The organism is Salinicoccus sp. ID82-1 (assembly GCF_021991715.1).
Lineage (GTDB): Bacteria > Bacillota > Bacilli > Staphylococcales > Salinicoccaceae > Salinicoccus > Salinicoccus cyprini.
Map to the genome: position 1 here is coordinate 519,021 of NZ_JAGFLY010000001.1, position 25,278 is coordinate 544,298.

A 25,278-nucleotide genomic window follows, 5' to 3' on the forward strand; every position below is an offset into this window, starting at 1 on the left:
TTTTCAGCTGATTTACAGTAATGATTCCACTGCACCTACTACTGTTTCCCACTCCTGTGATAACGGGTCTACAATTTTAAAATGTTCCGCTTCCGGCAGAATGATCAACTCGGAATCATCCCCTTGCTCTACAGCTTTTTTATGATAGCCAACGCTTACATCCACAGGTACATTTTCATCCAGTTCGCCATGAATGAGAATCTGTCTGGCACCAATCGGCAGCAGTTCGATGGGTGAAGCTGCATGATAGCTCTCCAACATTTCTTCAGGCGGACCGCCGATGAAGGCAGAGACGGGGCTGTCGACTTCTCTTTCCTGATGGATATGCCACATTTTTCTCAGATCGGCTACACCTGCCAGGCTGATGACGCCCTGGATAGGTATAAGCAGCGAGGATCCACTGTGATCATCTAAATTCTCACTGAGGCGTGAAGCGACCCATAGTGCCAGATGCCCACCGGCGGAATGACCAAGAAGAATGACTTGGGAAAGATTGATATCATAATCTGCCTCAAGCTGTGCCAAGTGATTGATCGCATCCACGACATCCTGGCATGTTCCCATCCACCCGCTGCTGTCTTCTCCTGTGCGCCTGTATTCTATATTCCATGTTGCATAGCCACGTTCTCTCAGATCCTCTGAAAGCGGGGTGTTCTCGTCAAGATCATACTTCTGTCTCCAAAATCCGCCGTGAATCGATACAACCACCGGAAGCGGGCCGGGAGCGTCTGGTATGCGCAGTATTCCATATTGTGAATCATGGGCACCATAAGCAATACGATAAGTGTCTGCCAAAGTAAAACTCCTTGTCTTTTTAATGCAATAGTACCATATTGATCCATCCGGCTCTAAATAAAACTCCCTCCATGATCTTCACTATATAAGTGAGATATGGAGGGAGACTGCTGTTCTATTTGATCAGTTTTTTCGCCAGTGGTGAAACCCCCATGCTCTGGACGACAAGTGAAACCAGTACAGCTGCGAATGATAGAGAAACAATCGTGTCATGCTGCCCAGAGTTCATCGAGTAGAGGCTCAGGATGAGGTACACGGACATCGAGCCTTTCAGTCCACCCCATGTAATTACCGTCGATTCACGCCAGCTGATCTTATCCCGCCATTTAGGGAATGCCTGAGTGGCGCCCATGACGATGGCAAACCGGACGATGATTGACAGTAGAAAGATGATGAACGCAAAGCCCCATGCACCAAATGCCAGAAATTCTTTCGCTTCTATACCAATCAATAGGAAGAGCAGGGTAAGTACGGAAGGTTCTACAATGGTCCAGAACCCGTCCAGGTTCTCCTTGAATTTCTCTTCTTTTTCAGAGCTGGCAAACTCGAATGACAGCATGATGCCGGCAGATACAGTTGCAAGTACACCGGACACATGAATGGCTTCCGCAATGTTGAATACGCCGTATGCCAAAATGATGCTCAGCATGACGTGGTACTGCTGATGATGAGTAATATAGACAGCTTTACTGATCAGCCATCCAAATATGACACCAAGCGCCACGCCGCCCAGTGAAACGAGCAGAAACTGGCCGAAGAATGAGAAGACGCCAGCTGACTGGCTCTGGGCAAGCATGCCGGCCAATGTACTGAAAATGACGATGCTTGTTCCATCGTTAAGTAGCGATTCCCCTTCAACCACATCTGCTATGGTGTCATCTCCGGCTGCTTTCTGGATGATTGAAACAACCGACACAGGATCGGTCGGTGTCAGAATCGATGCGATGACCAGCGCGCCGAGAAAAGTAATGGAGACGAAAGGACCGCTGACAAGAAATATGACGGACCCGAGCAATCCGACAGTAAGCATGATGCCGATGGTTGCCAGGAATATGATGATTCCAGCATTCTTCTTGAACTCACCCGCTGAAAATTGATAGGCCGATGTAAACAGGAGCGCAGGAAGAAAGACATGGTAGATGGTGCGTTCCGTCACCTGTACGTCGGAAAAGTAGGGTATGAAAGAAAGTCCGATACCTATACCGACAAGTATGACCGGAACAGGGAAGTTTTCCTGCTTCTTATCAATGGTGAAGATGATGTATCCGATAAACAGCAGTATGATGATATGTGAAACCGACATGACAATCCCTCCCAGTAATAGATGTAAATAAATTCCCTACTTTTTTATGATTAAACTTTGAGGTTCCACACACCTGAAGTTAGTAGTAAAGATATCTTTACACATGCGAAGGAGTCTGTTACTGTTTATGTAAAGATATCTTTACTACTTGTGAGGAGGCTGGTATATGGGCGTGGTCAACAATATTAGAACAATCCGACAGAGTAAAGGGATAACACAGACGAGAATGGCTGAAGATCTTCAGGTCACACGACAGACCGTAAATGCGATTGAAAAGAACAAATATAACCCAAGCCTTGAACTGGCATTGAAACTGGTGAAGTACTTCGAAGTGCCGATTGAAGACATTTTTATATTGGAGGAGGATGAAGAATGACGAAGGGCAGAAGTAGCTGGGCGCCGTTTTCCATAATAATAGGGGGCCTTATTGGTACCATACTCGGTTCCTTACTTGCATATTTTTTTCAAGGAGAATTTCCATATGACGTACTTGCGGGCGGACTATTCGCAAGCACTATTCTGACCGTCATCCAGATTATCAGGATGAAAAGCAAGAAAGACAACGTGCCGGAAGCGGATGAACGAGTGGCTCGAAATATCGCGCGATATTTCTTATATACTTCACATATATTTCTGGCCATTTTGTTCATCGCCTTGGCTGTGTTTACACTGCTGGATTATGAGGCACTCCCCATCCTTTACCTTTGGATTTTCTTCTTCGCATATATTGGACTTTCGGGTATAGGTGGTCTTATAGTAAAAAGGAGGTAGGCTAGCTGGTATGTAATATAATAGATCCGGGTTACTTCAGTTTACCCGGATCTATTTTGCATCTTATTTTGCTATTAGTGACCGTTTGTTTTGAGATTGCCTTAGTTGATTTGATCTTGGCTATCCAGATATTTCCGAAAGCCATCGGAAATTCTATTATATTCAGCATCAAGCGCCAATTCCATTTAGCTATAAAAACTAACTTAATTTATATGTGAATCTATGGGCAATGTTCAATTACTCTAATAGACGAAAAACTCCTGTTTTATTTTCTATCGGCTCCGATGATTATAGAAGCAGTCGAACAGTATCATCCAGAAGATGAATTCAGATAATACAGAAGTACTGCTGAGAATAGAATAATGGATACAATGGTGGAAAGCATGAGACTTTTAGGGAATTGCTTGCTTTTTAAGAAAAAAGCGATGAGGTCAAGAATGAGTGCGAATACCAGTATGACTGTAATTACGAGTAGCAGGAATGAAATCAAGCTGATGGGTGTATTCATATTCAGCCTCCTCTTTGTTAGTTTAATTTTAACATTCTTTAATGTAAGATTAGTATAAATATGGAAGAATAAAGGAGTATGTGATGGTCAATTTTGCAGAGATAGTCGAAAACAATTTCTATGACGTTATCGATCTCGAGGTCAAGGAAGCACAGAGCAGATTTGTCGCACCAAATGTCAGATCAATCGCAGAATGCTATCTGTACAGGAAGAATAATGATGTATTTCCGTACGCTATACAGGATGCAGGAAAAGTAGTCGGATTCATTCTCATCGATCTGGACGAAGAGGCACGCGAGTTCATGATCTGGCGCATGATGATCGATAGGAAGTATCAGAACTACGGCTATGGCCGAGCAGCAATTATGAAAGCTATGGAGATGGCGAAAAGTGAAAATAAATATGATACCTTCATCGCAGACTATGTAAAAGGGAATGAAGTGATGGGTGAGCTGCTCAGATCCATGGGATTCACTCATCACTCATTCGACGAAGAGAATAATGAGTACGTAATGCACTACAAGCTAAACTGAATGATGTAAGGAGTTTGATGGAATGAGAAATATAATAATCGGCTTGTCGTTAATGCTGATCAGTTCATTACTATACAGTTCGAATCTGATCGCAGCTGCCGTATATAGTGGGACAGTGGCAAAAACATCATGGGATACAAACGCAGGTATCTTTGGTACTGCACTGGAAGAAGTATCGTTTCTGCCTATATATATGATTACGTTGATATTTATCATTGGGCTGGTCATATTGATACTGGAAGTTTGCAGTAGAGATTTTATATCAAAGATGAAGCGACAGTAGATTAAATATATAAGATATCGATCTTAGGAGGGGGAAATATATGAACTTCATCATAATCTTTGTTATTACATATTTAATCAGCCTTTTTGTTAATCTTGTTTTCAATATATTTATTTATAGAGAGGGGAACCCTCTTGTCATCATTCTGAGGAACGTTCTAATTGCATCTTTTGTTTTTTCTGCTGTAATCTGGTTGCTCTTTGAAACGATAGTGTGATCAACAATAAATAAAAAAATGGTACATAGTACAGCTTATTATTAGATATGCGTTAGATATTCAAAGGATAGGGTAAAAATTCACTAAAGATGATTTAGAATTTATTAGTTTTCTTATAGCAAGGAGGGTCAAATTTATGAGAAAAGTGAAAATCTCTTCGACAGACCGGGCAATCTACGGAGTAGCAGGCGGAACTGCGGAGAATTTGGGCATACCTTCCTTTATTGTGAGACTCGCCTTCATCTTTACTTTGCCGTTCTCCTTCGTAGTCTACTTCTTTTTGGCATATTTTGTTTTCGATGATGGCTATATTTGATTCTATAAAGTTCAATAGTTCTTATTTCTTTAGGACTTGATATAATTCTTTTTATAAGGACTACTATTTAATTTAAATCACACTGACACCATGAATGGAGAACTCAATATGAATAAAGCTGTAGTTTTTGATATGGATGGCACTTTGCTCAGAACAGAATTGATACTTGAGAGTTCACTCACTCAAACTCTAAAGGAACTTGACACAAGAAGTATCCTTTATGTGGAAAACCCTGTAGAAAAGTATAAGGAAATCATGGGTGTAACGCTTGAAGAAGTGTGGCGGAACCTATTGATCAGTCCAAAAGAGGATACTATAAGATTGGCAAACGATATATTTCAAGGTCAACTTATCTCGTGTATCAATACTGGAAGTAGTAAATTATATGATGGGGCAACTGAGACTCTGGCATCCATCAAATCAAAAGGCTATAGGATTTTTGTCGCCAGCAACGGAGACCAGTCGTACTTGGATGCAATCTTTAACCATCATAATCTAGCAAGATTTATAACATCCGTACATAGTATCAATGGCGTGCAGAGTCTGGACAAGTCTGACCTGGTAGAACATATTATCGAAAGTGAAAATGTAGATGCGAAGTATATGGTGGGGGATAGGCTTTCAGACATCAAGGCAGGAAGAGACAATAACTTGCAGGTTATCGGTTGCAACTTCTATTTTGCGAAAGATGAAGAGCTCGAAAAAGCGGACTATGTGATAGATTCACTGAAAGAACTAGTGCAGATAATAATCTGATCAGGTTTTCATGCCGCCTTTTTGTTCTTCTTTATTATTTGTCCAGTATTTAATGAGATTAGAAAAAGTTACCATTACTAGAAAAATCCAAAAGTCTATTCTGGTATAGTTGAAGGTATTATTTTCCGGAGGGCCGTAGATGGCTGTCATACTGACTACCAATGCGATAAGGTATATTGAAATGAACAAAGTGAATTTTAAATCTGGCTTCTCGTCACTTTCTGCATCCTCATTCTTATTGCGAACACCTATTTTAGTGTTTTTTGACTTCTCATCTAATAGGACAGTTGCTATGGCCAGAATGAAGGTCAGTATGATCGGACCAAGCTGTATGTACCAGGTCACGAAAGACAGGTGATAAAGAAAGTCACATACAACGAGCCACGTCACAGCAAAAAGCAGCCAGGGTCTCCATAAGTATTCCCACATCTATTGTCATCCTCCATAATATTCTATAGTATAAGTTTAACAAATATGAAAGAATATTGAAAATACATTGGGAGGTCTAACATGGATCTTGGTGTTGAACGGGGAAAAGTATCCCTTTTAAAATACGATCGACGTTGGTGCGATGCGTACAGAAAAATAAGCGACAGCATCCTTAAAGCTACAGAACTGGAGAGTTGGCAGATTGAACATGTGGGCAGTACTTCGATTATCGGCTGCCATGCCAAACCGATCATTGATGTGCTGATCGGTGTAGGGGACTATAGAGCCATGAATCATGATTTCTTCAGAAAGATGCGCAGCATCGGCTTCCATCGCCTGAAAGTGGAAAAGGAAGATGAGATTGTCATGGCAAGTTTCAAAGATGAAGCTTTTTCAATCCATACATGCTTCATCCATCTGGTCAGTTACCGTTCATCCAAATGGGATGACATGTTGGAATTCAGAAATGCTTTGAATGCTGATGCCATATTGAGGGATGAATACGTCCAGTTGAAATCTGAACTGAAGGGGAAGTACGCGAATGATCGGCCTGCATATACACAAGGGAAGGAAGCGTTCATCAAGCGTGTACTGGGGAATTGATAGACAATAAGTTTAAGGACATAAAAATGAGGCCCGCGCGGGCCTCATTGACGTTAGATGGAACGTCTATATTCTGAAATTCTATCTGTACTGGTTGAACTGGTTGTCGCCTTTTTCCTGATAAACCTGATCTTCTTCATCAGGTACTTTTCCTTGCGTTTCGACCTGCTTTGCCCGGTCTTTTGATTTTTCATCCCTATAATCACTTTGTTTGGCCTGGGCTTTTTCCTTCATCTGTTCAGCCTGGCTCTTGCCTTCCTGTGCTTTATGCTCTGCTTCTTCACGCATCTTCTCCTGCTGGTCTTTCTTTTCTTCTGTCATGATTCAACACTCCTTTATCCGACTGTTTAATTATCCTTACCTTATTATCGGTATTGTTAAACCCTCATGATGTAAGGACACCCTGCATTCAATATGACCGGCTCATGTAAACTACATAAAAAATAGTATTTCGGGTATAAAGATTAAAGAGAGACATAATATTTTATCCGGCAAGCTGGAATTATGAAGGAGAATGAAATGGAAAACTGGCTGACATATATCATGAACAACTTCGGCTATATTGGTATTGCCTTTCTGATGGCTTTAGAGAATATTTTTCCACCCATACCTTCAGAAGTGGTGCTGACTTTCGGCGGTTTCATGACAACCCAGTCCAACTTGAACGTTACGGGTGTGGTCATTGCATCGACCGTCGGCTCGGTTGTTGGTGCTGTCGCGCTGTACTATTTCGGCATGGTATATGGTATGAAGCGGATGGAGAAGATTGCTGACAAGTGGGGGCACATCCTCCGTGTGGATAAGGAAGACATGCATAAGTCAAATGAATGGTTTAAAAAGTATGAAGCAGTGGCTGTATTCATATGCCGCTTCGTTCCGGTAATGCGCAGTCTGATCTCGATTCCGGCGGGAATGGCACATATGAACATCTATCTGTTTCTTGCACTGACAACACTCGGTACAGTCATATGGAATATCGTTCTGGTCTATCTCGGTGCTAAAGTCGGTGGCTCCTGGGAGACGATTGTCGGGTACATGGACGTCTATTCGAGAGTCATGTACGGCATTCTCATTGTAGTGGTGATCATCCTGATCGTCCTTTTTATAAGAAAGAAAAAGAAACGATGACCTCATCGTTTCTTTTAGTATACATATTAAACTTCTAGAACCGTCTTTCTTCCTCAAATTCAACTTCTTCCAGACGGAACTGCTCAAAGGTGTATTCCAGTATCAAAGCAATCATGGAAGCAGCCAGAAAGCCGAGAGTCTTGTAGAGTATATCCTCCAGAGCAAGCATCGTGATGGCCAGCAGGACTATGTAGACGATAATGGATATTGAGCGCCATATCGTGGAATGAATAATGACATATGATTGATCCGCCACCGTAATTGTGTTGCTTCTCGACAACCATCTGGACACGCTGATTTCTGCTACTGGACGAGCCAGGTTGATCTCTTTCTCCTCTTCATGGTATATCCTTTCAATCTCACGCCCATCTGCCTTTACTTTCAAAGCCATCCCCATTCCAATCGAATTCGTGCTTCTTTTGATTGTAATCGACATTTCCGTCTCCTTCTTCAACTAGTAATTTATTTCTAACCATTATAACAAAATTGTAATATTCCAGGTTATGGAATGTAAAAGTCGAATGTTTATGTTACTGTAATAACTGTATCACTATACGAAGTACAGTTATCATAATCTATATAGGGAGTGGATGCTGGTGTCTGATTCAGCAATGGCAATCAGAGGTTTACATAAGACAATCGGCCGCAAGAAAATCATCAAAGATCTGAACTTTGATATCCGTCCGGGTGAAGTGTATGGCTTCATCGGCCCGAATGGTGCAGGCAAGACGACGACCATCCGGATGATGGTCGGTCTGATCGGCATTACGTCGGGGGACGTTGTCATCAAGGGAAACAGTATCAAGAAGAACTACAAGAAAGCAATCAGTGAAGTCGGGGCGATAGTGGAAAATCCTGAAATGTATCCTTTCATGACAGGCAAGCAGAACTTGAAGCATTTCGCACGCATGACGCGTGGCATCACTGATGCCCGTATCGACGAAGTGATCAGACTGGTCGGGCTTGAAAATGCCATCCAGACCAAAGTCGGGAAGTACTCACTTGGTATGAGGCAGCGTCTTGGCATTGCGCAGGCTCTGCTGCATAGCCCGTCCGTCCTCATCCTGGATGAACCGACAAATGGACTGGATCCGGCCGGCATCCGTGAAATCCGGCGCTATATCCGCAAGCTTGCTGTGGAGGATAATGTATCTGTCATCGTCTCGAGCCACCTTCTCAGTGAGATTGAGCTGATGTGCGATCGCATCGGTGTCATAAAAAACGGTGAACTCATTGCGGTAAGGGACCTGCATGAAAAGACGGACAGTGAACAGAGTATCGTCAGCCTGGATGTGCATCCAAGGGATGAGGCGATTGAAGTTCTGAACGCAGCGCAGCATATAAAAGTGCTCGAATCTGATGATCAGCTCAAGATCCAGATCAACAGGAACGATGTGCCCGGCCTGGTGACGACGCTGGTCCAGAAGGATATCCAGGTCTATGGTGTCACCGTTATACAGTCAACATTAGAAGATCAATTCCTTGAGATGATTGGAGAGAATGTCATTGGGTAATATATTCAGCCTTGTCAGAAACGAACTCGGCAAAATCTATGTCATGAAATCAACCTGGGCCATGTATGTCTTTCTGGTTGCACTCGTCCTCTTCAGCTTCATCATGAATACAGTCACTGATTCTGTAGATTCTGAAACGACCTATACAGATGACTGGAGGACGGAGCTGCAGGAGGAGAACCAGACACTTACGGAAGAAATTGAAACAGCTGGTGAAGATGATCCTTTCGTCGAATCGACGAATATGGGAATCATTCAGCAGAATACCTACATGTTGGAAAATGATATCAGACCGTACGGATATCACGCGGGCAACTTTGTTCTGGACAATCTTTTCACGACATCACTTGTCAGCCTGTTCGTCATCATCATCGCAGGTGGTATTGTTGCGAATGAATTCCGGTGGGGAACCATCAAACAGCTGCTGATCCGTCCAATCTCAAGAGGAACGATACTGCTGTCGAAATACATTGCACTGCTATTATTCACGCTGTTCACAGTCGTTTTCCTATTGGCAACAAGCGCCATCGTAGGTGCAATCGTCTATGGGGCGCCAGTCGTCAATCCGGAGATCATCGTCAATCGTCCTGACGGCATGGCAAGTAACGCACTGCTGCCAGAAATATTCATGCAGTACGGATTCAGAGTACTCAACATCATCGTACTGGCAACATTCGGCTTCATGATCTCAAGCATTTTCAGAAGCAGTGCACTCGCAATCGGACTGTCCATGTTCCTGATGTTCATCGGAACCACAGTCGCCCAGGCCATGGCGCGATACGAGTGCTCCAAATACATTCTTTTCGCCAACACGGACCTATCCGTCTACTTTTCATCATATGGGCCGATCCGTGAAGAGATGACAATCGGATTCTCCGTAGCCGTCATCGCTGTGTATATGGTGGTATTCATTATTACGGCATGGACAATATTCATCAAACGCGACGTGGCATAATCGTATAGAACTAAAAGGATGACAGCTGATCAGCTGTCATCCTTTTTTTGTTCAGTAGACTTTCGAGTAGACGACCATTGAAATGAAAGCAGTGGAGATCATCAAGGCAGTGAATATCTGGAATAGATCCACTGAAGGCAGGCTGACAAGACCAAATTGTGTAATGGTCGTGAAGACCATCAAGTAGAGGAGCATCGCAAAGAAAGAAGCCAGGATGGCTTTTTGCCTGATCAGCCGCATCCGCTCATCCTTCTGAATGAACTGCGGGTAGAGGTGGGCCATGCAGAAACTCATTATTGACATCGAAATAAATGTGTAGAACATGAGCGTCGGTTTCGATCCAGTAGTAAACGCAATCCAGCCAAGCAGACATGTCACAATAAGAAAGAAGACACCAAGAAGCATAAAAGCCGTTTTTGAAGATTTCATCCGTATCCCTCCGTATAATATGTTTACTTGTAATCACTATCCTCCAATGAGAAAAGTGTTTCGACATTGGTGTCGAACAGCTCTGCCAGTATCATCGCCAGAGGAAGGGAGGGGTTGTATCTGCCTTTCTCAATGGAGATCACTGTCTGTCTCGAAACACCAAGGTTTTCAGCGAGACGGTCCTGTGAATACCCGTATCTTTTCCTGAACTCTGAAACATTGTTTTTCAAATGCACCCACCTCTTTGTCTACAGAATAAAGTAAAGCACACTTTACGTCAAGTGTGCTTTACATATCGAGCGTTTCAAAATTATGTCATAAGGGAATCTAGTATTAATTACTTGAGGAAAAAGGGGGAGTCGCATCTGAAGAACCTCAGCATATTCGAAAAAATAAACTTTGCGGTCGGCTGGGTATTTTTAGCTGTCGGAGCAGTACTTGTCGTATTGAATATGGATGATGGATTGGATATGCGCCAGCAGCTGGTACCGTTGGCTTTCATCATTCTGGGCTTATCTCTGCTATTCATACCGGGATTCCTGAAAGGCATTCAGATTGGGAGAAGGAAGTAGTCAGGAAGCAGAATTCTGCTTCCACTCCGCCTTATCTATCACTTCCAGCCTATACTGATCCGTAATGAATTCGAGCATCAATAGAATCACAGCGACAGTAATAAAAATCCATGGATTGCTGAACAAGGTAATCGAAAATATGAAACTTAAAATCAGGAACAGAAAAAACGAGTACATCAGTACGTGGCTCACAATCGGAGTCCTGATCATGACAGTGTCCCCATCATCAACAGTGATCCTATTACTGGAGCTGCCAAACTGCGCAACCCGCATTTCCATATCATCGTTTGGTATATCAATTTCCTTTTTTTCATCGAACCTTAACGCAGTTATCTTTTCATCATCAATCTTTATGTTTAAAGAAAGCAGTGAACCCATCCAGCCGGTTCTTCTCAAAATTTTTACAGCCATATCCAGACCCCTTCCTACAGATTTTCGATAATATAGAGACCACCGCAATGGGAGACCTGGTGATAGCCATAGTTGCTGATGGACAAAAGCTCTGGTTCCAGGTCGTCGTTAATAAAGTAGAACTCGGCATCATCCCATGAGTCGGCATTGTCCAAGCGGCACATGTCATGATCCTGCTTGTGTTCAAAGGAGATATCACCGACCAGTATTTTTCCGTCCTTTTTCAATAAGGGCAGGAGTGTTTCAATAAAAGATAATTTCTCTTCATCAGTGAAGTGGTGCAGTGTGTAGGTACTGACTATAAAATCATACTGTCTTCCGCTGATTTCAGCTGGCAGCCCTTCAGCAATATTCCACTCGATCAGATTGGCGTTTTTCATTTTAGGCTGGGCGATGGAGAGCATCTCCTCGGAAAAATCAATCCCATCTATCCGGTGGCCATGATCATATAATCGACTTGCCAGCACACCAGTGCCGATACCTATATCCAAAACTTCAGCCCGCTCTTTCTTCATGATCTCGCCATATATTATATTCAATATTTTCTTATAGCCGGCAAATGGATATGTATCATTGTCTTCACTGATCTGAACTGTTTCATCATAGTCATTCGCCTATAAGTTGAATCCTTCATTACTTAGCATTAGATACCCTCCATTGTTCCTTCTTATATATCCTCGAGCATTCCCAGCAGGTGCTCTTTACATAATCCTACCATTTCATTCAATTATTTCAAATGAGTTGTTGGAATATTATGAGAGAATGAAACGATTATATGATATAAAGGGGAGGCATCGGATGTGTCCTGATTATTTATTCTGGACACAAAAAGTGATGCTCCTTACTGGAACATCACATGCTTCCCAAGTTACATCACCAGTGAATAAAGCATCATTCCCACCAGAAGTCCTAATATAAAGAATATGATCAGTTTCAACGTTCTATTCAAATTGGCCAGCCTCCTTTCAATAAGTTTTAAGATAGTATGCGGCTCTGAGAGTATCAGGGGGTATGTTCATTATGGAATAGTGAGACGAAAGTGTAAATTGTCAGTCGAGAGTGCATGGTGGATTCGAGTTCCGTTCATTAGTGTGATATATAAGGATTTTAAATTATAATTATTCATATATGCAAAAATTTTGACAATTAAGTTTTTTTCTACTCTTAATGGTTCTTTTCCTATATCCTTGAATTAAAGGAGGATATACATATGAAAAAGAAGTCCGTATCTTTATTGGTGTTCCTTGCAGTAATACTCGGTGCTTGTTCCAGTCCCGACAATGAGCTGGAGGGGGAGGTGCTTAACGTTTTTACATGGGATCCTACTATCAGCAGTGAAGACATATCAGAGAATCTAAATCCATCTTTCCATTTAGAATTTGATTTCAGATCATCAGATAAAGTGGAAGTGAAATTAGTAGGGGAAATATTTAAAGGAGTTTATACTCTCGACGGTAGTGTATTAAGTGTAGATTTGAAAGATGAGAATAATGAAGAGGCTTTAGCAATGGCTTTCGATGACTTTAGCCAGCATGAAGAAAATGCAAATTTGTATACTGGCACTATTTCCAAACTGGATATAAAGAATGATGCATACCATAGAATAGGAAGTAATTTTTCTTTAAATGAATATTTGGGTTTCTATAATCCTGAATAGAGTTTCAGACAGATTGAAAAAAGCGAACTCCCTTCACCGACTAATGTAGTGAAGGGAGTTATTTGAGCCTCTTTTAAGATTCATTTCAGCTTGCTGCTATTGAGTAAAGCCTGCGAGCCACATGGAGATCTGTGGTATGAATGCAATGATCAATAGACACAGTATCATTACAGTGATGAATGGAATTACAGCGACCGTCGTCTTTTCTATCTGAACCTTGCCGACACTTGATGCGACAAACAGATTGACGCCGAGTGGCGGGGTGACGAATCCGATTGCGAGAGCCACGACGAGGATGATGCCGAAGTGGATTGGATCGACACCGACTGCGGTAACGACGGGCAGCAGGATCGGCGTAAGTACAACGAGTGCTGAAATCGTATCGATGAACATGCCGACAATGAGCAGGAACAGAATGACAATAAGCAGTATGGCAACCGGATTGGATGACAGGTTTGTCAAGTATGTAGCGATACTGTTTGGTATCTGCTCGAGTGTCATGAAGAATGCGAATGATACGGAGAAGCTGATGATGATCATTGTCGTGGCATTGATGATGATTGTTTCCATGAAACCGTCATAAATGGCTTTGAAATCGAGCTCCTTATGAATGAATATACCGACGATCAATGCATAGACTACCGCTGTAACGGCTGCTTCTGTCGGCGTGAAAATCCCGCCATATATACCACCAAGTATGATGACTGGAATTAATAGGGCCCATTTGGCTTCATACAGGGCCTTCAGCACGTCCTTAAAGCTGAATGACTGGTTCTCCTCTGATGGTTTATATCCTTTGGATTTTGAAATGAAGTAGGCGGTCAGCATGATGGCAACACCGACAAGTAGTCCTGGCAGAATACCTGCCATGAACAGGGCACCGACGGAAACATTTCCGACTGCACCATACAGGACAAGTGGTATGCTCGGCGGGATGATGACACCGATGGAACCGGCTGTTGCAGGAACTGCTGAGGCAAATCCCTGATCGTAGTTCTTTGCAATCATGGCAGGGATCATGAATCCACCGATGGCTGCGACTGTCGCAGGTCCTGACCCTGCAATGGCTGCAAAGAACATGCACGCAACAATTGTAACGAGTGACAGCCCGCCGGTCATAAAGCCGACAAGCGTGGAAGCAAGATCCAGCAGTCTTTTCGAAATGCCGCCTTTACCCATCAGTACGCCAGCCAGTATGAAGAATGGAATGGCGAGAAGCGGGAAGGAATCAAGAGATGTAAAAGCCTTCTGTGCAATCAGACTGATCGGCAGATCCGTGCCGAACCAGATGGCTGCAAGGGCGGAGACACCCAGGGAGATGGCAATCGGTACCCCAATCAGGAAGCAGATGATGAAAACACCAAATAATATCAGCACTGTCATAGCACGGTATCCCCCTTGCGATCATAGTCTTTCCCGTAGATTTCCACCATCTGCTGCACCAGTCTTATTATCATGCTCAGCGCACCGAGTGGCACAGCAAGATAGGATATCCAGAATGGAATCTGGGTGGCAGGGGCGACCTGACCATACTGTAATGTCGTCAGTACAAGCTGGGTGCCAAAAATGGCAACAAGCAGGACAAGCAGGAACCATATGACAAGTGCGACCATATCCAGAATTTTGCGTACTGTCACTTTGAACAGGTCGATGAAGGCAGTCACTTTGATGTGTTCTCGGAGCTTTACTGCATAGCCCGCACCAATCCACACCTGGAAAATATGTATGTGCCTGGCTGCTTCCTCTGTCCAGCTTGGTGCACTCTGGAATATATATCTTCCGATGACCTGGCCGAAAATGAGTGCAACCATCAGGACAAGAGTGGTGATAAGGAACCATTCTTCAATTCGATTCAATTTTTTAATCATTATTACGCTCCTTCTATAGATTCAATTATTGAAATCTATTCTTCTGTGGCTTCAAACAGTTCCTCTATAAGATCGTTACCAAGTATCCTATCGTATTTTTCAAATACAGGTTCAGTTGCCTCGATGAATTTCTGTCGCTGAGCTTCTGTTATTTCGTTCACCTCGACCCCTTCATCCTTCAGCACCTGCAGATACTCCTCATCCTGCTGGCGCGCCAGCTCCCTCTGTTCTTCACGGAACATGACGGAAGCGTCCATGATGACTGTTTGCAGGTCTTCAGGCAGCCCCTGATAGAAATCATCGTTCATCAGGAGGGCAGTCGGCATATAGTATTGGCCGACCAGGCTCATATAGTCCTGTACTTCATAGAGGTTACTCGTGTAGTAGAGTGAAATTGGTCCTTCCATGGCATCGTAGGTGCCCTGCTGCAGCGCAGTGTACATCTCCCCGAAGGCAAATGGCGAGGCATTGGCACCGAACGCTTTGAAGATATCGGTCTGTACCGGACTTTCCAGCGTTCTGAACTTCAGACCTTCAAGATCCGACGGTTCATATATCGGACCTTTGTTATTCGTAATATGGCGGAAGCCGTTCTCGGCGAAGACAAGACCCTTCAGGTTATCTTCTTTCAGGTCATCAAGCAGGTTCTGGCCGAATTCACCATCCAGTACCTTGTAGGCTTCTTCGTGGTTATCAAAAAGGAAGGGCAGATCGAGCACCATGAAATTCTGATTGAAAGAGGAAACAACCGCTAGCGCGGGTATGGTCATTTCCACGTTGCCGAGCTGTACAGCTTCGACCGCCTCACGGTCGGAAGGGAATAGCGAACCACTTGGATAGAGTTCGACTTCCAGTCTGCCATCGGACTCGCGTTCAACCTGCTCTACAAATTTCTCTGCAACAATATGGGAGGAGTGGCTTGGGGAAACAAGATAGGCCATGCGTATGACCGTCTTTCCGGATGCCTCGTCCTCATTGGGACGACCGCAGGCGCCCAGCATCATGACTAGTGCTAGAACGAAATAAATTAATCTTCTCATAATGGACACATCTTTCTGATTGGAAAATAGTTGGTGATATGATGGAGGTTAATTATTAGAAAATAATCAGTAATCTAATAAATGCATATGTAAACAATATAATATATAAATATGCTATAGTATTTTCGCAAATTTGTAAAGATTACAAACATATAAAAGCCGAGGGGATAAACTATGAAGTTTTTTGGAATCGATCTCGCCTGGACATATAAGAATGAAACAGGCATCTGCATAATTGATGAGCATGGCGAAGTGGAACAATTGGAATCTGCCATCTTCAGCAATGAAGATATTGTGGAAATCATAAAAGCGCAGAGCGATGAAGCACTGACAATAGCGATCGACGCACCGCTTATCGTCAACAATGAATCCGGAGGACGCAGGGCTGAAAGTGAACTGATGCGCTCAAGAATAAATGGTCATAGACTTTTTGCTTTCAACTCGAGCAGAGGTTATCTTACAAGAACTTTCGGTGAGATCCGGGGAGAAACCTTGATAGAAGCGATAAAAAAGGCAATGCCCGAAATAGAAGTCGGATTCAGCTGGACGGATTCGAATATCGTAGAAACATTTCCTACCGGCATATGCTCTGGTCTGTTTCCGGATATGTTTCCAATCAGATACAAGAAGAAGAGAAGACTATCTTTTGCGCAATCATGTTCAGAAATGGACAGATTGATGGATCGGTTCCGTCTTATTGAAAAAACAGGAGAAATCAGCGGCCTCATGTTGAAGCTTGACAAAGGGGATTTACCGTATACACGCAAGCGTCATAAACATATTGAAGATAAGGTCGACGCTTTCCTTTGTGCATATGGCATGTATACCATTCATAGGAACACATCATATGGCCAGTCATTTGGAACTGTTGATGATGGTTTCATACTCATTCCTGTAAAATACTTATGATGTCATAAATTTTATTTAGCAATTTTTTCTAAATTATTGACTGAAAATTCAGTTACATATATTATGATAATTAAGAATGCGCTTACAATTAAAGCAAATGCTTCAATCCAGCTCATTCACATAAGGGGAATCTGAGCCTTTAAGGCTTTGATATAACACCAGGAAAGGAGCAGCAGAGAAATGACGGCTGTCCAGCATATGCACGGGCAGCAGCAGTGGGAGAAATTGAACATAAAACAGGAGGGGTAAAATGCAGGGAAATCGTGGTGTAGTCTATACTGGGGCAGGCAGCGTCGAAGTAAAGGATATTGAATATCCGGATCTGGTTCTGAAAGTGGGACCCGGTGTACCGGAATCAAACGTTGGACGCAAATGTGAGCATGGTGTCATCTTGAAAGTCATTACAACGAATATATGTGGCAGTGACCAGCATATGGTCAGAGGGCGTACAACGGCACCTGAAGGTCTGGTGCTCGGACATGAAATTCTCGGGGAAGTCATCGAAGTCGGCAGGGATGTGGAGTTTGTCAAAAAAGGGGATATTGCATCTGTGCCGTTCAACATCGCATGCGGCCGCTGTGTCATGTGCCGGGAACAGAAGACGCATATCTGTCTCAATACCAATCCGGAACGTGCCGGTGCAGCGTATGGCTATGTTGACATGGGCGGCTGGGTCGGTGGCCAGTCTGAATATGTCATGGTGCCATATGCAGATTTCCAGCTGCTCGTCTTCCCGGATCGCGACATGGCGATGGAGAAGGTGCTTGATCTGACAATGCTGTCGGACATTTTCCCAACAGGCTATCATGGCGCCTATTCAGCAGGTGTAAAGACCGGCTCCACTGTATACATCGCAGGCGCCGGGCCAGTAGGCCTTGCCGCTGCCCACTCGGCACAGCTGCTTGGTGCATCGAGAGTCATTGTCGGTGATCTCCAGGATGAGCGCTTGAAGCAGGCGGAAAGTTTCGGCTGCGAAACAGTGAATGTGTCCAAGCATGACCGTCTGGGAGATCAGATCGAGCAGATACTCGGAATTGACGAAGTCGATTGTGCAGTCGATGCCGTCGGCTTTGAAGCGTCCGGACACGGTGCCGATGCCGGAGAGCAGCCGGCCGCTGTACTCAACAGCATCATGGATATCACTACGGCCGGCGGCAAGCTCGGCATACCTGGACTCTACGTTACAGAAGATCCGGGCGCAGCAGAAAAAGAAGCCCAGTTGGGGACACTGAAGGTCCGTCTCGGACTCGGCTGGGCCAAGGCGCATACATTCGTCACTGGCCAGACACCGGCAATGAAATACAACCGTGATCTGATGAAATCCATCCTTTCCGGACGTGCCAATATCGCCAAAGCCGTCAATGCAACCGTGATCAGCCTGGACGAAGCACCGGATGGCTACAGGGATTTCGACAAAGGGGCAGCAAAGAAATTCGTCATCGATCCACATGGATATTTGAAGTAACTTTCTGAAGTGATACACTGTAACTACTGGCATAATTTTAAATATGCCAGTAGTTACTTTACATATTTTCAGGAGGATTTCATGAAGTGGCTCAAATATGGTCTGCCGATTCTGATGATACTGTATCCAGTTGTCTGGTTCGTGGTCATATTGAATATGACAGACGATGTTTCTTTCTTTGTACCTTTTTCCGTTGTGATACTAGGTATCATCATCAATTCGGATATTGATATGCAGTCTGCCAAAAACCAGAAAATCAGTACATTTCTGAATGGAACTCTAATTAGTATGATTATGATTGGCTTGCTTACAAACGAAATAGTCACGAATATCACTTTCAACCAGTTCGCTTTGATCTTCGCGGGCGTCTATTTTACCTTAGAATTCATGCTCCATAGAATAGAGCCGTTTAGACAGGCTGTCATAAGCATGTAAGAATCAAAATTTTCCAAATAAAAATCCTTTGGAGCCAATGGCTTCAAAGGATTTCATTTTTACTATTCTTCTATAAATCGTGATAGGAACTGCCGGTCTTCAAGATTCATGAAGTCGACACCGAACAGTACAAGAATGGAAAGGCCGACTGTCCAGGCGATGACGCTGAGTGTCACCCAGAAGAATGTTGCTTTCTGACTGCCGCCGAGAATGAGTGCCATCAATGCAGTGAAGTGGCTGCCGACAAAGAAGGGACCGATGAATGCAAGTCCAGGGAGTCCGTACTTTTTCCAGATCTGTTCAGCACGTTGCGACTTCCTGCTGTTCTCATTGCCTTTTCTTTTCTGGCGCTCCAGATACCATTTTTTTATGCGGTCGACCAGTACAATGAGCAGAAATAGTGTCACCAGGTTTCCCAGGATGCCAATGATGAGTGTCATGATGAAGTTCATACCACCGATGATACCGACAGGCACAACAACGAATGCTTCGAACAGTGGTATGGCGGACAGCAGAAAGACGATTATGTAGGCGACGAGCAGTGATGTATTCATTTCTTACCTCCAAGTTCATGTTGCTATCATTTTAGCATAAGGAAGCCGGATGGGTGGTGTAGCGGATGTTTGAAATCAGTCAGAATGTCTATTTAAGACTATATCGATCATTTTGAATGGAGGATAACGTATGGATATTAAAAAAGGTGAAAACATGTTCTTTGTCGGGGAGGATGAACTGAACCCGGAAGCGAAGATTGTTTTCACTGCAGACGAGGACCAGGATTATGTCATACAGGAGACGCAGGTGAATGATGAACTGGGCGGTCAGGGCGTCGGTACCGACCTGGTCGAAACAATGGCTGAATTTGCACGACAGGAAGATAAAAGAATCGTACCGCAATGTCCGTTCGCAAGGGACGTCATGGAGAAGGACGACAGTATGAAGCAGCTGATCAAATAGGAATTATGGGCCAGGGGATGATTATTCCCTGGCTTTTTCTGTATAATGGCCTATAATAGTGTTTTGATTTTGAAAGGATGAATGAATTTGGCCAAAAGTCTAGTACTTGCCGAGAAACCTTCTGTGGCAAGAGATATTGCGAAAGTATTGAATTGCCATAAAAAAGGCAACGGCTTCATGGAAGGGGACCGCCACATCGTGACATGGGCACTGGGTCACCTCGTCACTCTGGCCGACCCGGAAAGCTATGATAGTAGATATAAGACATGGAAGCTTGAAGATCTGCCGATGCTGCCGGATCCACTCAGACTGACAGTCATCAAGAAGGCAGGCGGACAGTTCAATGCAGTGAAGTCGCAGCTGCTCAGAAAAGATGTCGATCGCATCATCATCGCAACAGATGCGGGCCGTGAAGGTGAGCTTGTGGCGCGCTGGATTATCAAGAAGGCGAAAGTGAACAAGCCGATCGAACGTCTGTGGATTTCGTCCGTCACCGACAAGGCGATAAAGGAAGGGTTCCAGAATCTGAAGCCCGGCAAAAATTACGAAAATCTTTATGAAGCGGCAGTCGCACGTTCTGAGGCCGACTGGTATATCGGCCTGAATGCTTCCCGTGCACTGACGACAAAATTCAATGCCCAGCTCAACTGTGGACGTGTCCAGACACCGACACTCGGCATGATTGAAAGCAGGGAAGCGGAGATCAGGGATTTCAAGCCGAAGACGTACTATGGTGTTGAAGTCATTACGGACGGTCTCAAACTGACCTGGCAGGATGACAAAGGAAACAGCAGAAGCTTTGACAAGGACAGGATCGATGCCATTGCCAATAAAACCGACGGCAGCACAATGGTGGTCGACTCTGTCGAAAGCAAAGCGAAAAAGACGTTTGCACCGGGTCTGTATGACCTGACTGAACTTCAGCGGGATGCCAACAAACAGTTCGGCTTCTCTGCGAAAGAGACGCTGAGTGTGCTGCAGGGACTATATGAACGGCATAAGGTGGTCACCTATCCGAGAACCGACTCCAGATATCTCTCACAGGATATTGTTCCGACGCTGCCTGAAAGACTGAAGGCATGCGGCATTGGTGACTACCGTGCTACAGCGACCCGTATACTGAGAGGGAAGATCCAGGCAAACAAGTCATTCGTCGACGACAGCAAGGTCAGTGATCACCATGCCATCATCCCGACTGAAAATCATGTCCATATGAGCGACTTCAACGAGAAGGAGCGCAGACTGTATGACATCATCATCAAAAGATTTCTCGCCGTCCTGCTGCCGCCGCATGAATTCGAACAGGTGACAATAAAAGCTAAAGCGGCCGGGGAGACATTTACAGCCAGGGGGAGAACTGTTCAGAAGGAAGGCTGGAAAGCAGCCTACTCGAACCAGTATGAAGACGAGGTCGAGGAAGATGTCAAAGATCAGCAGCTGCCGAAGCTCGGAAAAGGTGACACACTTTCGGTCCAGCGCATCAGCGGAACAAGCGGCCAGACGAAGGCGCCGGCAAGATTCACCGAGGCGACGCTGCTCTCCGCAATGGAGAACCCGGCCAGATATATGGAAGTGCAGGATAGGAAATTGAAAGATATCCTCGATTCCACAGGCGGGCTCGGAACTGTTGCCACGCGCGCAGACATCATCGACAAGCTGTTCAATGCCTTCATGATCGAAAAGAACGGTCAGGCAATCAAGATCACTTCAAAAGGCAGACAGCTGCTGGATCTTGTCCCGGACGCACTCAGGTCACCTGCCACGACTGCCGTCTGGGAACAGAAGCTTGAAGCCATCGCAAAAGGTCGACTGAAGAAGGAAGTCTTCATCCAGGAGATGAAGTCCCACACGAAAGAAATCATTCTCGAGATCAAAGCCAGCGATAAGAAGTTCAAGCACGACAACATTTCCGGCAAACCCTGCCCCGACTGCGGCAAGCCGCTGCTTGAAGTGAATGGCAAGAAGGGCAAGATGCTCGTATGCCAGGACAGGGAGTGTGGCCACCGTAAGAATGTTGCGAGAGTCACCAACGCCCGCTGTCCAAAATGCAAAAAGAAAATGACACTGAGTGGAGAAGGTGAAGGCCAGATCTTCACCTGCACATGCGGCCACAGGGAGAAACTCTCTGCTTTTGAAGCCAGAAGGAAGAAGGAAGGCCGCGGCAAAGTCGACAAGCGGACCGTCAAGAAATATATGAAAGAACAGGAAGCGGATGAGCCGATCAATAATGCACTCGCCGAACAGCTGAAGGCGCTGAATCTCGATAAATAAGGGAGATCTGATAAAATGAGAAATTACACTATCGCAGTAATCAGTTTCGGAGTCGTTTTCTTCATTATGATGGTCGTTACAAATATGATATCGACGCTCTTCATGCCGGTGGGGGCTGGGAATCCATGGGAAACAGCCGGTCAGCAATCCAGCCAGGTTGTTGTCTATGCCAGCTCTTCAATACTGCCGATCGTCATTTCAACCGTGGTTGCATTCGGACTCAGCTACTTCTTCTATAGAAGGTTTGCAAAGCACACCTGTTAAGTGTCATGTACCTAATGTAAGGATTGACAGATGGTATTGTATTTTCAATCATCCTGTGGCATAATGCCTCCACAAGGTGGAGTATGGACATGATCATGTTGCCACCTAAAGCAAAGGAGAGGTACTTTGATACGTTGCAGCAGTTGTCATGAAAACTGGAGCGTCAGTTCAGCACTCAAGCGATATACTGCAATTGCTCCTGGCATGGCATGCCCCTCATGCGGCCAGATGCAGTATCTATCAGAAAGATACAGGGAACGCAGCCTGATGATGATGCTGTTGATTCCATTACTGATGCTGATTCCAGCCTTCTTCGAAATTTCAATTGTAGCCATGTCACTTCTGATTCTGGCGGCATTCATCGCAATTGCAGTCATCCATCTGTTCACCATCGAACTATCAGGAGATCAGGAAACAGAACACAAAGGCTTGATGGAATAGATTCAATATACTAAAGGGACTGCCAGGGCAGTTCCTTTTTATGTATGGAAGCAGTACAGCTGTAAAAGCATGAATGGCAAGGATTCGTCTAATTTTTGATATAATATAAGGACTACGCTACGATAAAGGGGAAACCATCATGGAAATGGAAACACTCTATGAAATTGCGAAACAGAAACTGAATACGAGGCGGACGAGCCGCAATGGCAAGGTGGGGCATGTGGCTGCTGCGCTTGAGACAGCAGCGGGCAACGTCTATACAGGCGTGGCAATGGACCTGCCATCCTCCATTGGGTTCTGTGCAGAGCATTCCGCCATTGCAGCCATGGTGACTGCCGGTGAACAGGATATAGAAAGGATCATCGCAGTCTATGAGGACGGCACCATCATGGCACCATGCGGCAGATGCCGTGAACTGATGAACCAGGTCGGGGATAACAACTATTTTTGTGAAATCGGCCTGCCGGGCGGGACTGTCCAGCTTGAAGCGCTGCTGCCTGAACGGTGGGACTTCAAGTATCTGCAGTCGGATGAAGCGTCAAAGAAATGATCCTGAAAACGATATTTCGAAAGGACAAGGTGAAAGATGATGGCACACTTCAATGAAATCAATACAACAGCACAAGGCAACACGAAAAGACTGCAAAAGAGCATTCCGGATACGATGAAAAGCTTCAAGGACCTCCAGGATGCAGCTTACGCACCAGGTGCACTGGACAAGAAGACCAAGGAATTTGCGGCATTGGCCTACGCGATTGCAGACAAGTGCGAAGGCTGCATCGGCAATCATGTAAATAAACTGATCAAGCTTGGTGCATCACGTGAAGAGATCGCTGAAATTGCAGGCGTTGCCATCGTCATGGGTGGCGGACCAGGCAGTGTATATGGCGGCAAAGCACTGCAGGCTTATGATGACGCCATGGAAAGCCGATGATTGCCCGCGTAGATCGCTCGAACATCCAGGATCTTGCAGACCTAGCTCTCAAACTCTGGCCGGATAGCACCAGGGAGGAACTGGAACGCGACTTCGACGCCTACATTTCAAGCAGCAATGACGCTGTATTCATTGCCAGGGCTGAAGAAGGCGCAGTCGGCTTTGCACATTGCAGCCTGCGGGTGGACTATGTACCAGGTGCAGAATCATCGCCGGCAGGATATCTCGAAGGCATCTTCGTTGAGAACGAGCATAGGCGTAAAGGCTACGCACGTACTCTGGTAGATGCATGCGAACAGTGGGCCAAAGACAAAGGGTGTTCAGACTTTGCCAGTGATTGTCTGCTTGATAATCACAACAGTATTGAAATGCATCAGCATCTTGGATTCACGGAAGTCGAGCGTACCGTTTCATTCTATAAAAAATTATGATTGGAATTGAAAGGACCGACGGATAACCGATATCCGCCGGTCTTTGAGCTACCTAGCTGTTTTCGCCTCTGTATGCCTTCTCCAGAGTTGCGATATCGAACTTCTTCATTTTCAGAAAAGCTTCCGTCACCCTGTTGATCTGTTCACGGGTTCCCTCAGCCATCATTTCTTCCATGGCAGTCGGATAGATCTGCCAGGACACACCGAATTTATCTTTCAGCCAGCCGCATTGCTCGGCTTCAGGTACTGCCGACAGCTTTTCCCAATAATAGTCGATCTCCTGCTGGTCCTTGCATTGGACCATGAGGGACACGGCTTCATTGAAGTTGAAGTCATGATCTTCTGCACTGTCCATGGCAGAGAACCATTGCTGCCCCAACCTGAAGTCTCCATACATTACTGTCCCTTCTGTATGAGGCGGCATATCACCCGGATATTGCGCAATTTCGCCAACTTCCGAATCCGGAAAAATGGAGACATAGTATTCGATGGCCTCTTTTGCCCTGCCATGATTCTCTCCGACGAACATCATTGCAGGAACGATGTTCGAACGTTCCGGTCCGGATCCATCAGACAGTATCAGCTGCCACGTCACTCCGTGCTTGTCCTGGACCCAGCCATACTTGCTGCTGAAAGGATAGGCGTCGAGCGGCATCAGAGCCGTGCCGCCTTCCATAAGCTTATTCCACAGTGATTCCAGATTACCATCAGCCGCCTCATCTGATGCAGGATTGAACAGCAGCATGAACGAAATGGCCGGATTCAGCGTAAAGTAGGGGCCTGCACTGATGGCCATGAACTTGTAGTCCATCAGCTCGAATGATAGTGAAGGTGTGTCTCCTGACGGTGTGTCTTCAATGTACGTTTTAACGTTCAACTTTGATTGCGGAAAGATGGACGTGTAGAAATCCACTGCCTCTTCTGCCTGTGCATCGAACCATAGATGGGGAACAATGTGCTGATTCTTCATTTCAGATCCCTCCAGACTCTTTTCCGCTATTATATCAAATGTATGATAAATTTACACTTTTGGTAGATGTGCTTTATTCTGCCAAGTGTATCATGAAAGCGCACTAATTCATT

General features: G+C 44.8%; 36 protein-coding genes. 21 read left to right on the plus strand and 15 right to left on the minus strand.

Annotation, left to right across the window (positions count from 1 at the left end; translation table 11 throughout):
* Positions 1-12: 12 nt before the first annotated feature.
* Positions 13-795 carry an alpha/beta hydrolase family protein gene (locus J4760_RS02605; protein ID WP_237604687.1) on the minus strand — a complete coding sequence of 261 codons (783 nt, stop codon included), beginning with the start codon at positions 793-795 and terminating at the stop codon, positions 13-15.
* Between the two features lie 115 nt (positions 796-910).
* Positions 911-2,098, minus strand: coding sequence for a cation:proton antiporter (locus J4760_RS02610; RefSeq protein WP_237604688.1), 1,188 nt, complete (start codon positions 2,096-2,098; stop codon positions 911-913).
* Positions 2,099-2,264: 166 nt separating this feature from the next.
* Between J4760_RS02610 and J4760_RS02615 the strand changes: the two genes are divergently transcribed.
* Positions 2,265-2,474, plus strand: coding sequence for a helix-turn-helix transcriptional regulator (locus J4760_RS02615; protein WP_145285940.1), 210 nt, complete (start codon positions 2,265-2,267; stop codon positions 2,472-2,474).
* Positions 2,471-2,869, plus strand: a complete 399-nt coding sequence (locus J4760_RS02620) for a hypothetical protein (protein ID WP_145285942.1) — start codon at positions 2,471-2,473, stop codon at positions 2,867-2,869. The genes J4760_RS02615 and J4760_RS02620 overlap by 4 nt, the downstream gene beginning before the upstream one ends.
* 310 nt (positions 2,870-3,179) lie before the next feature.
* Here the strand turns inward: J4760_RS02620 and J4760_RS02625 are convergent, their stop codons facing one another.
* Positions 3,180-3,377 carry a hypothetical protein gene (locus J4760_RS02625; RefSeq protein ID WP_237604689.1) on the minus strand — a complete coding sequence of 66 codons (198 nt, stop codon included), beginning with the start codon at positions 3,375-3,377 and terminating at the stop codon, positions 3,180-3,182.
* 83 nt (positions 3,378-3,460) lie between these two features.
* Between J4760_RS02625 and J4760_RS02630 the strand changes: the two genes are divergently transcribed.
* The 3 genes from J4760_RS02630 to J4760_RS02640 all read left to right on the plus strand — a co-directional run bounded on the left by J4760_RS02630 (position 3,461) and on the right by J4760_RS02640 (position 5,482).
* Positions 3,461-3,910, plus strand: coding sequence for a GNAT family N-acetyltransferase (locus J4760_RS02630; protein ID WP_237604690.1), 450 nt, complete (start codon positions 3,461-3,463; stop codon positions 3,908-3,910).
* A gap of 636 nt (positions 3,911-4,546) precedes the next feature.
* Positions 4,547-4,726: a PspC domain-containing protein gene (locus J4760_RS02635; RefSeq protein ID WP_237604691.1), complete on the plus strand. Its 180-nt coding sequence runs from the start codon at positions 4,547-4,549 to the stop codon at positions 4,724-4,726.
* A 108-nt stretch (positions 4,727-4,834) separates the two neighbouring features.
* Positions 4,835-5,482, plus strand: coding sequence for an HAD hydrolase-like protein (locus tag J4760_RS02640; RefSeq protein ID WP_237604692.1), 648 nt, complete (start codon positions 4,835-4,837; stop codon positions 5,480-5,482).
* Here J4760_RS02640 and J4760_RS02645 read toward each other — a convergent pair whose 3' ends face one another.
* Entirely contained in the window at positions 5,483-5,911 is a 429-nt protein-coding gene (locus tag J4760_RS02645) for a hypothetical protein (RefSeq protein ID WP_237604693.1), read from the minus strand. It abuts the gene before it with no gap.
* 81 nt (positions 5,912-5,992) lie between these two features.
* On the opposite strand from J4760_RS02645, the gene J4760_RS02650 reads away from it, so the two are divergent.
* Positions 5,993-6,514, plus strand: a complete 522-nt coding sequence (locus J4760_RS02650; protein ID WP_237604694.1) for a GrpB family protein — start codon at positions 5,993-5,995, stop codon at positions 6,512-6,514.
* Between the two features lie 81 nt (positions 6,515-6,595).
* Here the strand turns inward: J4760_RS02650 and J4760_RS02655 are convergent, their stop codons facing one another.
* A complete protein-coding gene (locus J4760_RS02655) occupies positions 6,596-6,835 on the minus strand; it encodes a heat shock 70 family protein (protein WP_237604695.1) in 240 nt (79 codons plus the stop codon).
* A 198-nt stretch (positions 6,836-7,033) separates the two neighbouring features.
* Between J4760_RS02655 and J4760_RS02660 the strand changes: the two genes are divergently transcribed.
* Positions 7,034-7,642 carry a DedA family protein gene (locus J4760_RS02660; RefSeq protein WP_145285965.1) on the plus strand — a complete coding sequence of 203 codons (609 nt, stop codon included), beginning with the start codon at positions 7,034-7,036 and terminating at the stop codon, positions 7,640-7,642.
* 34 nt (positions 7,643-7,676) lie between these two features.
* Here the strand turns inward: J4760_RS02660 and J4760_RS02665 are convergent, their stop codons facing one another.
* Positions 7,677-8,078, minus strand: coding sequence for a hypothetical protein (locus tag J4760_RS02665; protein ID WP_237604696.1), 402 nt, complete (start codon positions 8,076-8,078; stop codon positions 7,677-7,679).
* A 154-nt stretch (positions 8,079-8,232) separates the two neighbouring features.
* Between J4760_RS02665 and J4760_RS02670 the strand changes: the two genes are divergently transcribed.
* Positions 8,233-9,156 (plus strand): ABC transporter ATP-binding protein, encoded by a 924-nt coding sequence (locus tag J4760_RS02670; RefSeq protein ID WP_255695234.1) that lies wholly within the window; start codon positions 8,233-8,235, stop codon positions 9,154-9,156.
* The gene (locus J4760_RS02675) at positions 9,149-10,111 is read left to right on the plus strand and encodes an ABC transporter permease (protein WP_237604698.1); all 963 of its coding nucleotides are present in this window, start codon (positions 9,149-9,151) and stop codon (positions 10,109-10,111) included. Before J4760_RS02670 ends, J4760_RS02675 begins: the two co-directional genes overlap by 8 nt.
* Before the next feature lie 51 nt (positions 10,112-10,162).
* On the opposite strand, the gene J4760_RS02680 is transcribed toward J4760_RS02675, so the two are convergent.
* Complete coding sequence (locus J4760_RS02680) at positions 10,163-10,540, minus strand: permease (RefSeq protein WP_237604699.1); 378 nt, start codon at positions 10,538-10,540, stop codon at positions 10,163-10,165.
* A gap of 23 nt (positions 10,541-10,563) precedes the next feature.
* Entirely contained in the window at positions 10,564-10,770 is a 207-nt protein-coding gene (locus J4760_RS02685) for a helix-turn-helix transcriptional regulator (protein ID WP_237604700.1), read from the minus strand.
* Between the two features lie 111 nt (positions 10,771-10,881).
* On the opposite strand from J4760_RS02685, the gene J4760_RS02690 reads away from it, so the two are divergent.
* Entirely contained in the window at positions 10,882-11,112 is a 231-nt protein-coding gene (locus J4760_RS02690; protein ID WP_237604701.1) for a hypothetical protein, read from the plus strand.
* Here J4760_RS02690 and J4760_RS02695 read toward each other — a convergent pair whose 3' ends face one another.
* Together J4760_RS02695 and J4760_RS02700 are read right to left on the minus strand one after the other, a co-directional pair.
* Positions 11,113-11,523: a hypothetical protein gene (locus tag J4760_RS02695; RefSeq protein ID WP_237604702.1), complete on the minus strand. Its 411-nt coding sequence runs from the start codon at positions 11,521-11,523 to the stop codon at positions 11,113-11,115.
* A gap of 14 nt (positions 11,524-11,537) precedes the next feature.
* A complete protein-coding gene (locus J4760_RS02700; RefSeq protein WP_370637541.1) occupies positions 11,538-12,110 on the minus strand; it encodes a class I SAM-dependent methyltransferase in 573 nt (190 codons plus the stop codon).
* Positions 12,111-12,733: 623 nt separating this feature from the next.
* Here J4760_RS02700 and J4760_RS02705 point away from each other — a divergent pair.
* A complete protein-coding gene (locus tag J4760_RS02705) occupies positions 12,734-13,180 on the plus strand; it encodes a hypothetical protein (protein ID WP_237604704.1) in 447 nt (148 codons plus the stop codon).
* Between the two features lie 96 nt (positions 13,181-13,276).
* On the opposite strand, the gene J4760_RS02710 is transcribed toward J4760_RS02705, so the two are convergent.
* Genes J4760_RS02710 through J4760_RS02720 form a run of 3 tightly spaced genes read right to left on the minus strand, consistent with a single transcriptional unit; the run spans position 13,277 to position 16,088 of the window.
* A complete protein-coding gene (locus J4760_RS02710) occupies positions 13,277-14,563 on the minus strand; it encodes a TRAP transporter large permease (protein ID WP_237604705.1) in 1,287 nt (428 codons plus the stop codon).
* Positions 14,560-15,048, minus strand: a complete 489-nt coding sequence (locus J4760_RS02715) for a TRAP transporter small permease (protein WP_237604706.1) — start codon at positions 15,046-15,048, stop codon at positions 14,560-14,562. Before J4760_RS02715 ends, J4760_RS02710 begins: the two co-directional genes overlap by 4 nt.
* 35 nt (positions 15,049-15,083) lie before the next feature.
* Positions 15,084-16,088, minus strand: a complete 1,005-nt coding sequence (locus J4760_RS02720; protein ID WP_145285995.1) for a TRAP transporter substrate-binding protein — start codon at positions 16,086-16,088, stop codon at positions 15,084-15,086.
* A 174-nt stretch (positions 16,089-16,262) separates the two neighbouring features.
* Here J4760_RS02720 and J4760_RS02725 point away from each other — a divergent pair, with 174 nt between their 5' ends.
* From J4760_RS02725 to J4760_RS02735, 3 genes are all read left to right on the plus strand, one after another.
* The gene (locus J4760_RS02725) at positions 16,263-16,997 is read left to right on the plus strand and encodes a DUF429 domain-containing protein (RefSeq protein WP_237604707.1); all 735 of its coding nucleotides are present in this window, start codon (positions 16,263-16,265) and stop codon (positions 16,995-16,997) included.
* 250 nt (positions 16,998-17,247) lie between these two features.
* A complete protein-coding gene (fdhA, locus tag J4760_RS02730) occupies positions 17,248-18,462 on the plus strand; it encodes a formaldehyde dehydrogenase, glutathione-independent (protein WP_237604708.1) in 1,215 nt (404 codons plus the stop codon).
* 81 nt (positions 18,463-18,543) lie between these two features.
* Positions 18,544-18,897: a hypothetical protein gene (locus J4760_RS02735; protein WP_237604709.1), complete on the plus strand. Its 354-nt coding sequence runs from the start codon at positions 18,544-18,546 to the stop codon at positions 18,895-18,897.
* Between the two features lie 62 nt (positions 18,898-18,959).
* On the opposite strand, the gene J4760_RS02740 is transcribed toward J4760_RS02735, so the two are convergent.
* Positions 18,960-19,451, minus strand: coding sequence for a small multi-drug export protein (locus J4760_RS02740; RefSeq protein ID WP_237604710.1), 492 nt, complete (start codon positions 19,449-19,451; stop codon positions 18,960-18,962).
* 130 nt (positions 19,452-19,581) lie between these two features.
* On the opposite strand from J4760_RS02740, the gene J4760_RS02745 reads away from it, so the two are divergent.
* The 7 genes from J4760_RS02745 to aac(6') all read left to right on the plus strand — a co-directional run bounded on the left by J4760_RS02745 (position 19,582) and on the right by aac(6') (position 24,195).
* A complete protein-coding gene (locus J4760_RS02745) occupies positions 19,582-19,854 on the plus strand; it encodes a GNAT family N-acetyltransferase (protein ID WP_237604711.1) in 273 nt (90 codons plus the stop codon).
* An 87-nt stretch (positions 19,855-19,941) separates the two neighbouring features.
* On the plus strand, positions 19,942-22,125 hold the full coding sequence (locus J4760_RS02750; RefSeq protein WP_237604712.1) for a DNA topoisomerase III: 2,184 nt from the start codon (positions 19,942-19,944) through the stop codon (positions 22,123-22,125).
* A 15-nt stretch (positions 22,126-22,140) separates the two neighbouring features.
* Complete coding sequence (locus tag J4760_RS02755; protein WP_237604713.1) at positions 22,141-22,389, plus strand: hypothetical protein; 249 nt, start codon at positions 22,141-22,143, stop codon at positions 22,387-22,389.
* Between the two features lie 126 nt (positions 22,390-22,515).
* Positions 22,516-22,830 (plus strand): TIGR04104 family putative zinc finger protein, encoded by a 315-nt coding sequence (locus J4760_RS02760; RefSeq protein WP_237604714.1) that lies wholly within the window; start codon positions 22,516-22,518, stop codon positions 22,828-22,830.
* A 139-nt stretch (positions 22,831-22,969) separates the two neighbouring features.
* On the plus strand, positions 22,970-23,380 hold the full coding sequence (locus J4760_RS02765; protein WP_237604715.1) for a cytidine deaminase family protein: 411 nt from the start codon (positions 22,970-22,972) through the stop codon (positions 23,378-23,380).
* 39 nt (positions 23,381-23,419) lie between these two features.
* The gene (locus J4760_RS02770) at positions 23,420-23,764 is read left to right on the plus strand and encodes a carboxymuconolactone decarboxylase family protein (RefSeq protein WP_145286022.1); all 345 of its coding nucleotides are present in this window, start codon (positions 23,420-23,422) and stop codon (positions 23,762-23,764) included.
* Positions 23,761-24,195 (plus strand): aminoglycoside 6'-N-acetyltransferase, encoded by a 435-nt coding sequence (gene aac(6'), locus J4760_RS02775; protein ID WP_237604716.1) that lies wholly within the window; start codon positions 23,761-23,763, stop codon positions 24,193-24,195. Before J4760_RS02770 ends, aac(6') begins: the two co-directional genes overlap by 4 nt.
* 52 nt (positions 24,196-24,247) lie before the next feature.
* Here the strand turns inward: aac(6') and J4760_RS02780 are convergent, their stop codons facing one another.
* Complete coding sequence (locus tag J4760_RS02780; RefSeq protein WP_237604717.1) at positions 24,248-25,165, minus strand: VOC family protein; 918 nt, start codon at positions 25,163-25,165, stop codon at positions 24,248-24,250.
* Between the last annotated feature and the right edge of the window lie 113 nt (positions 25,166-25,278).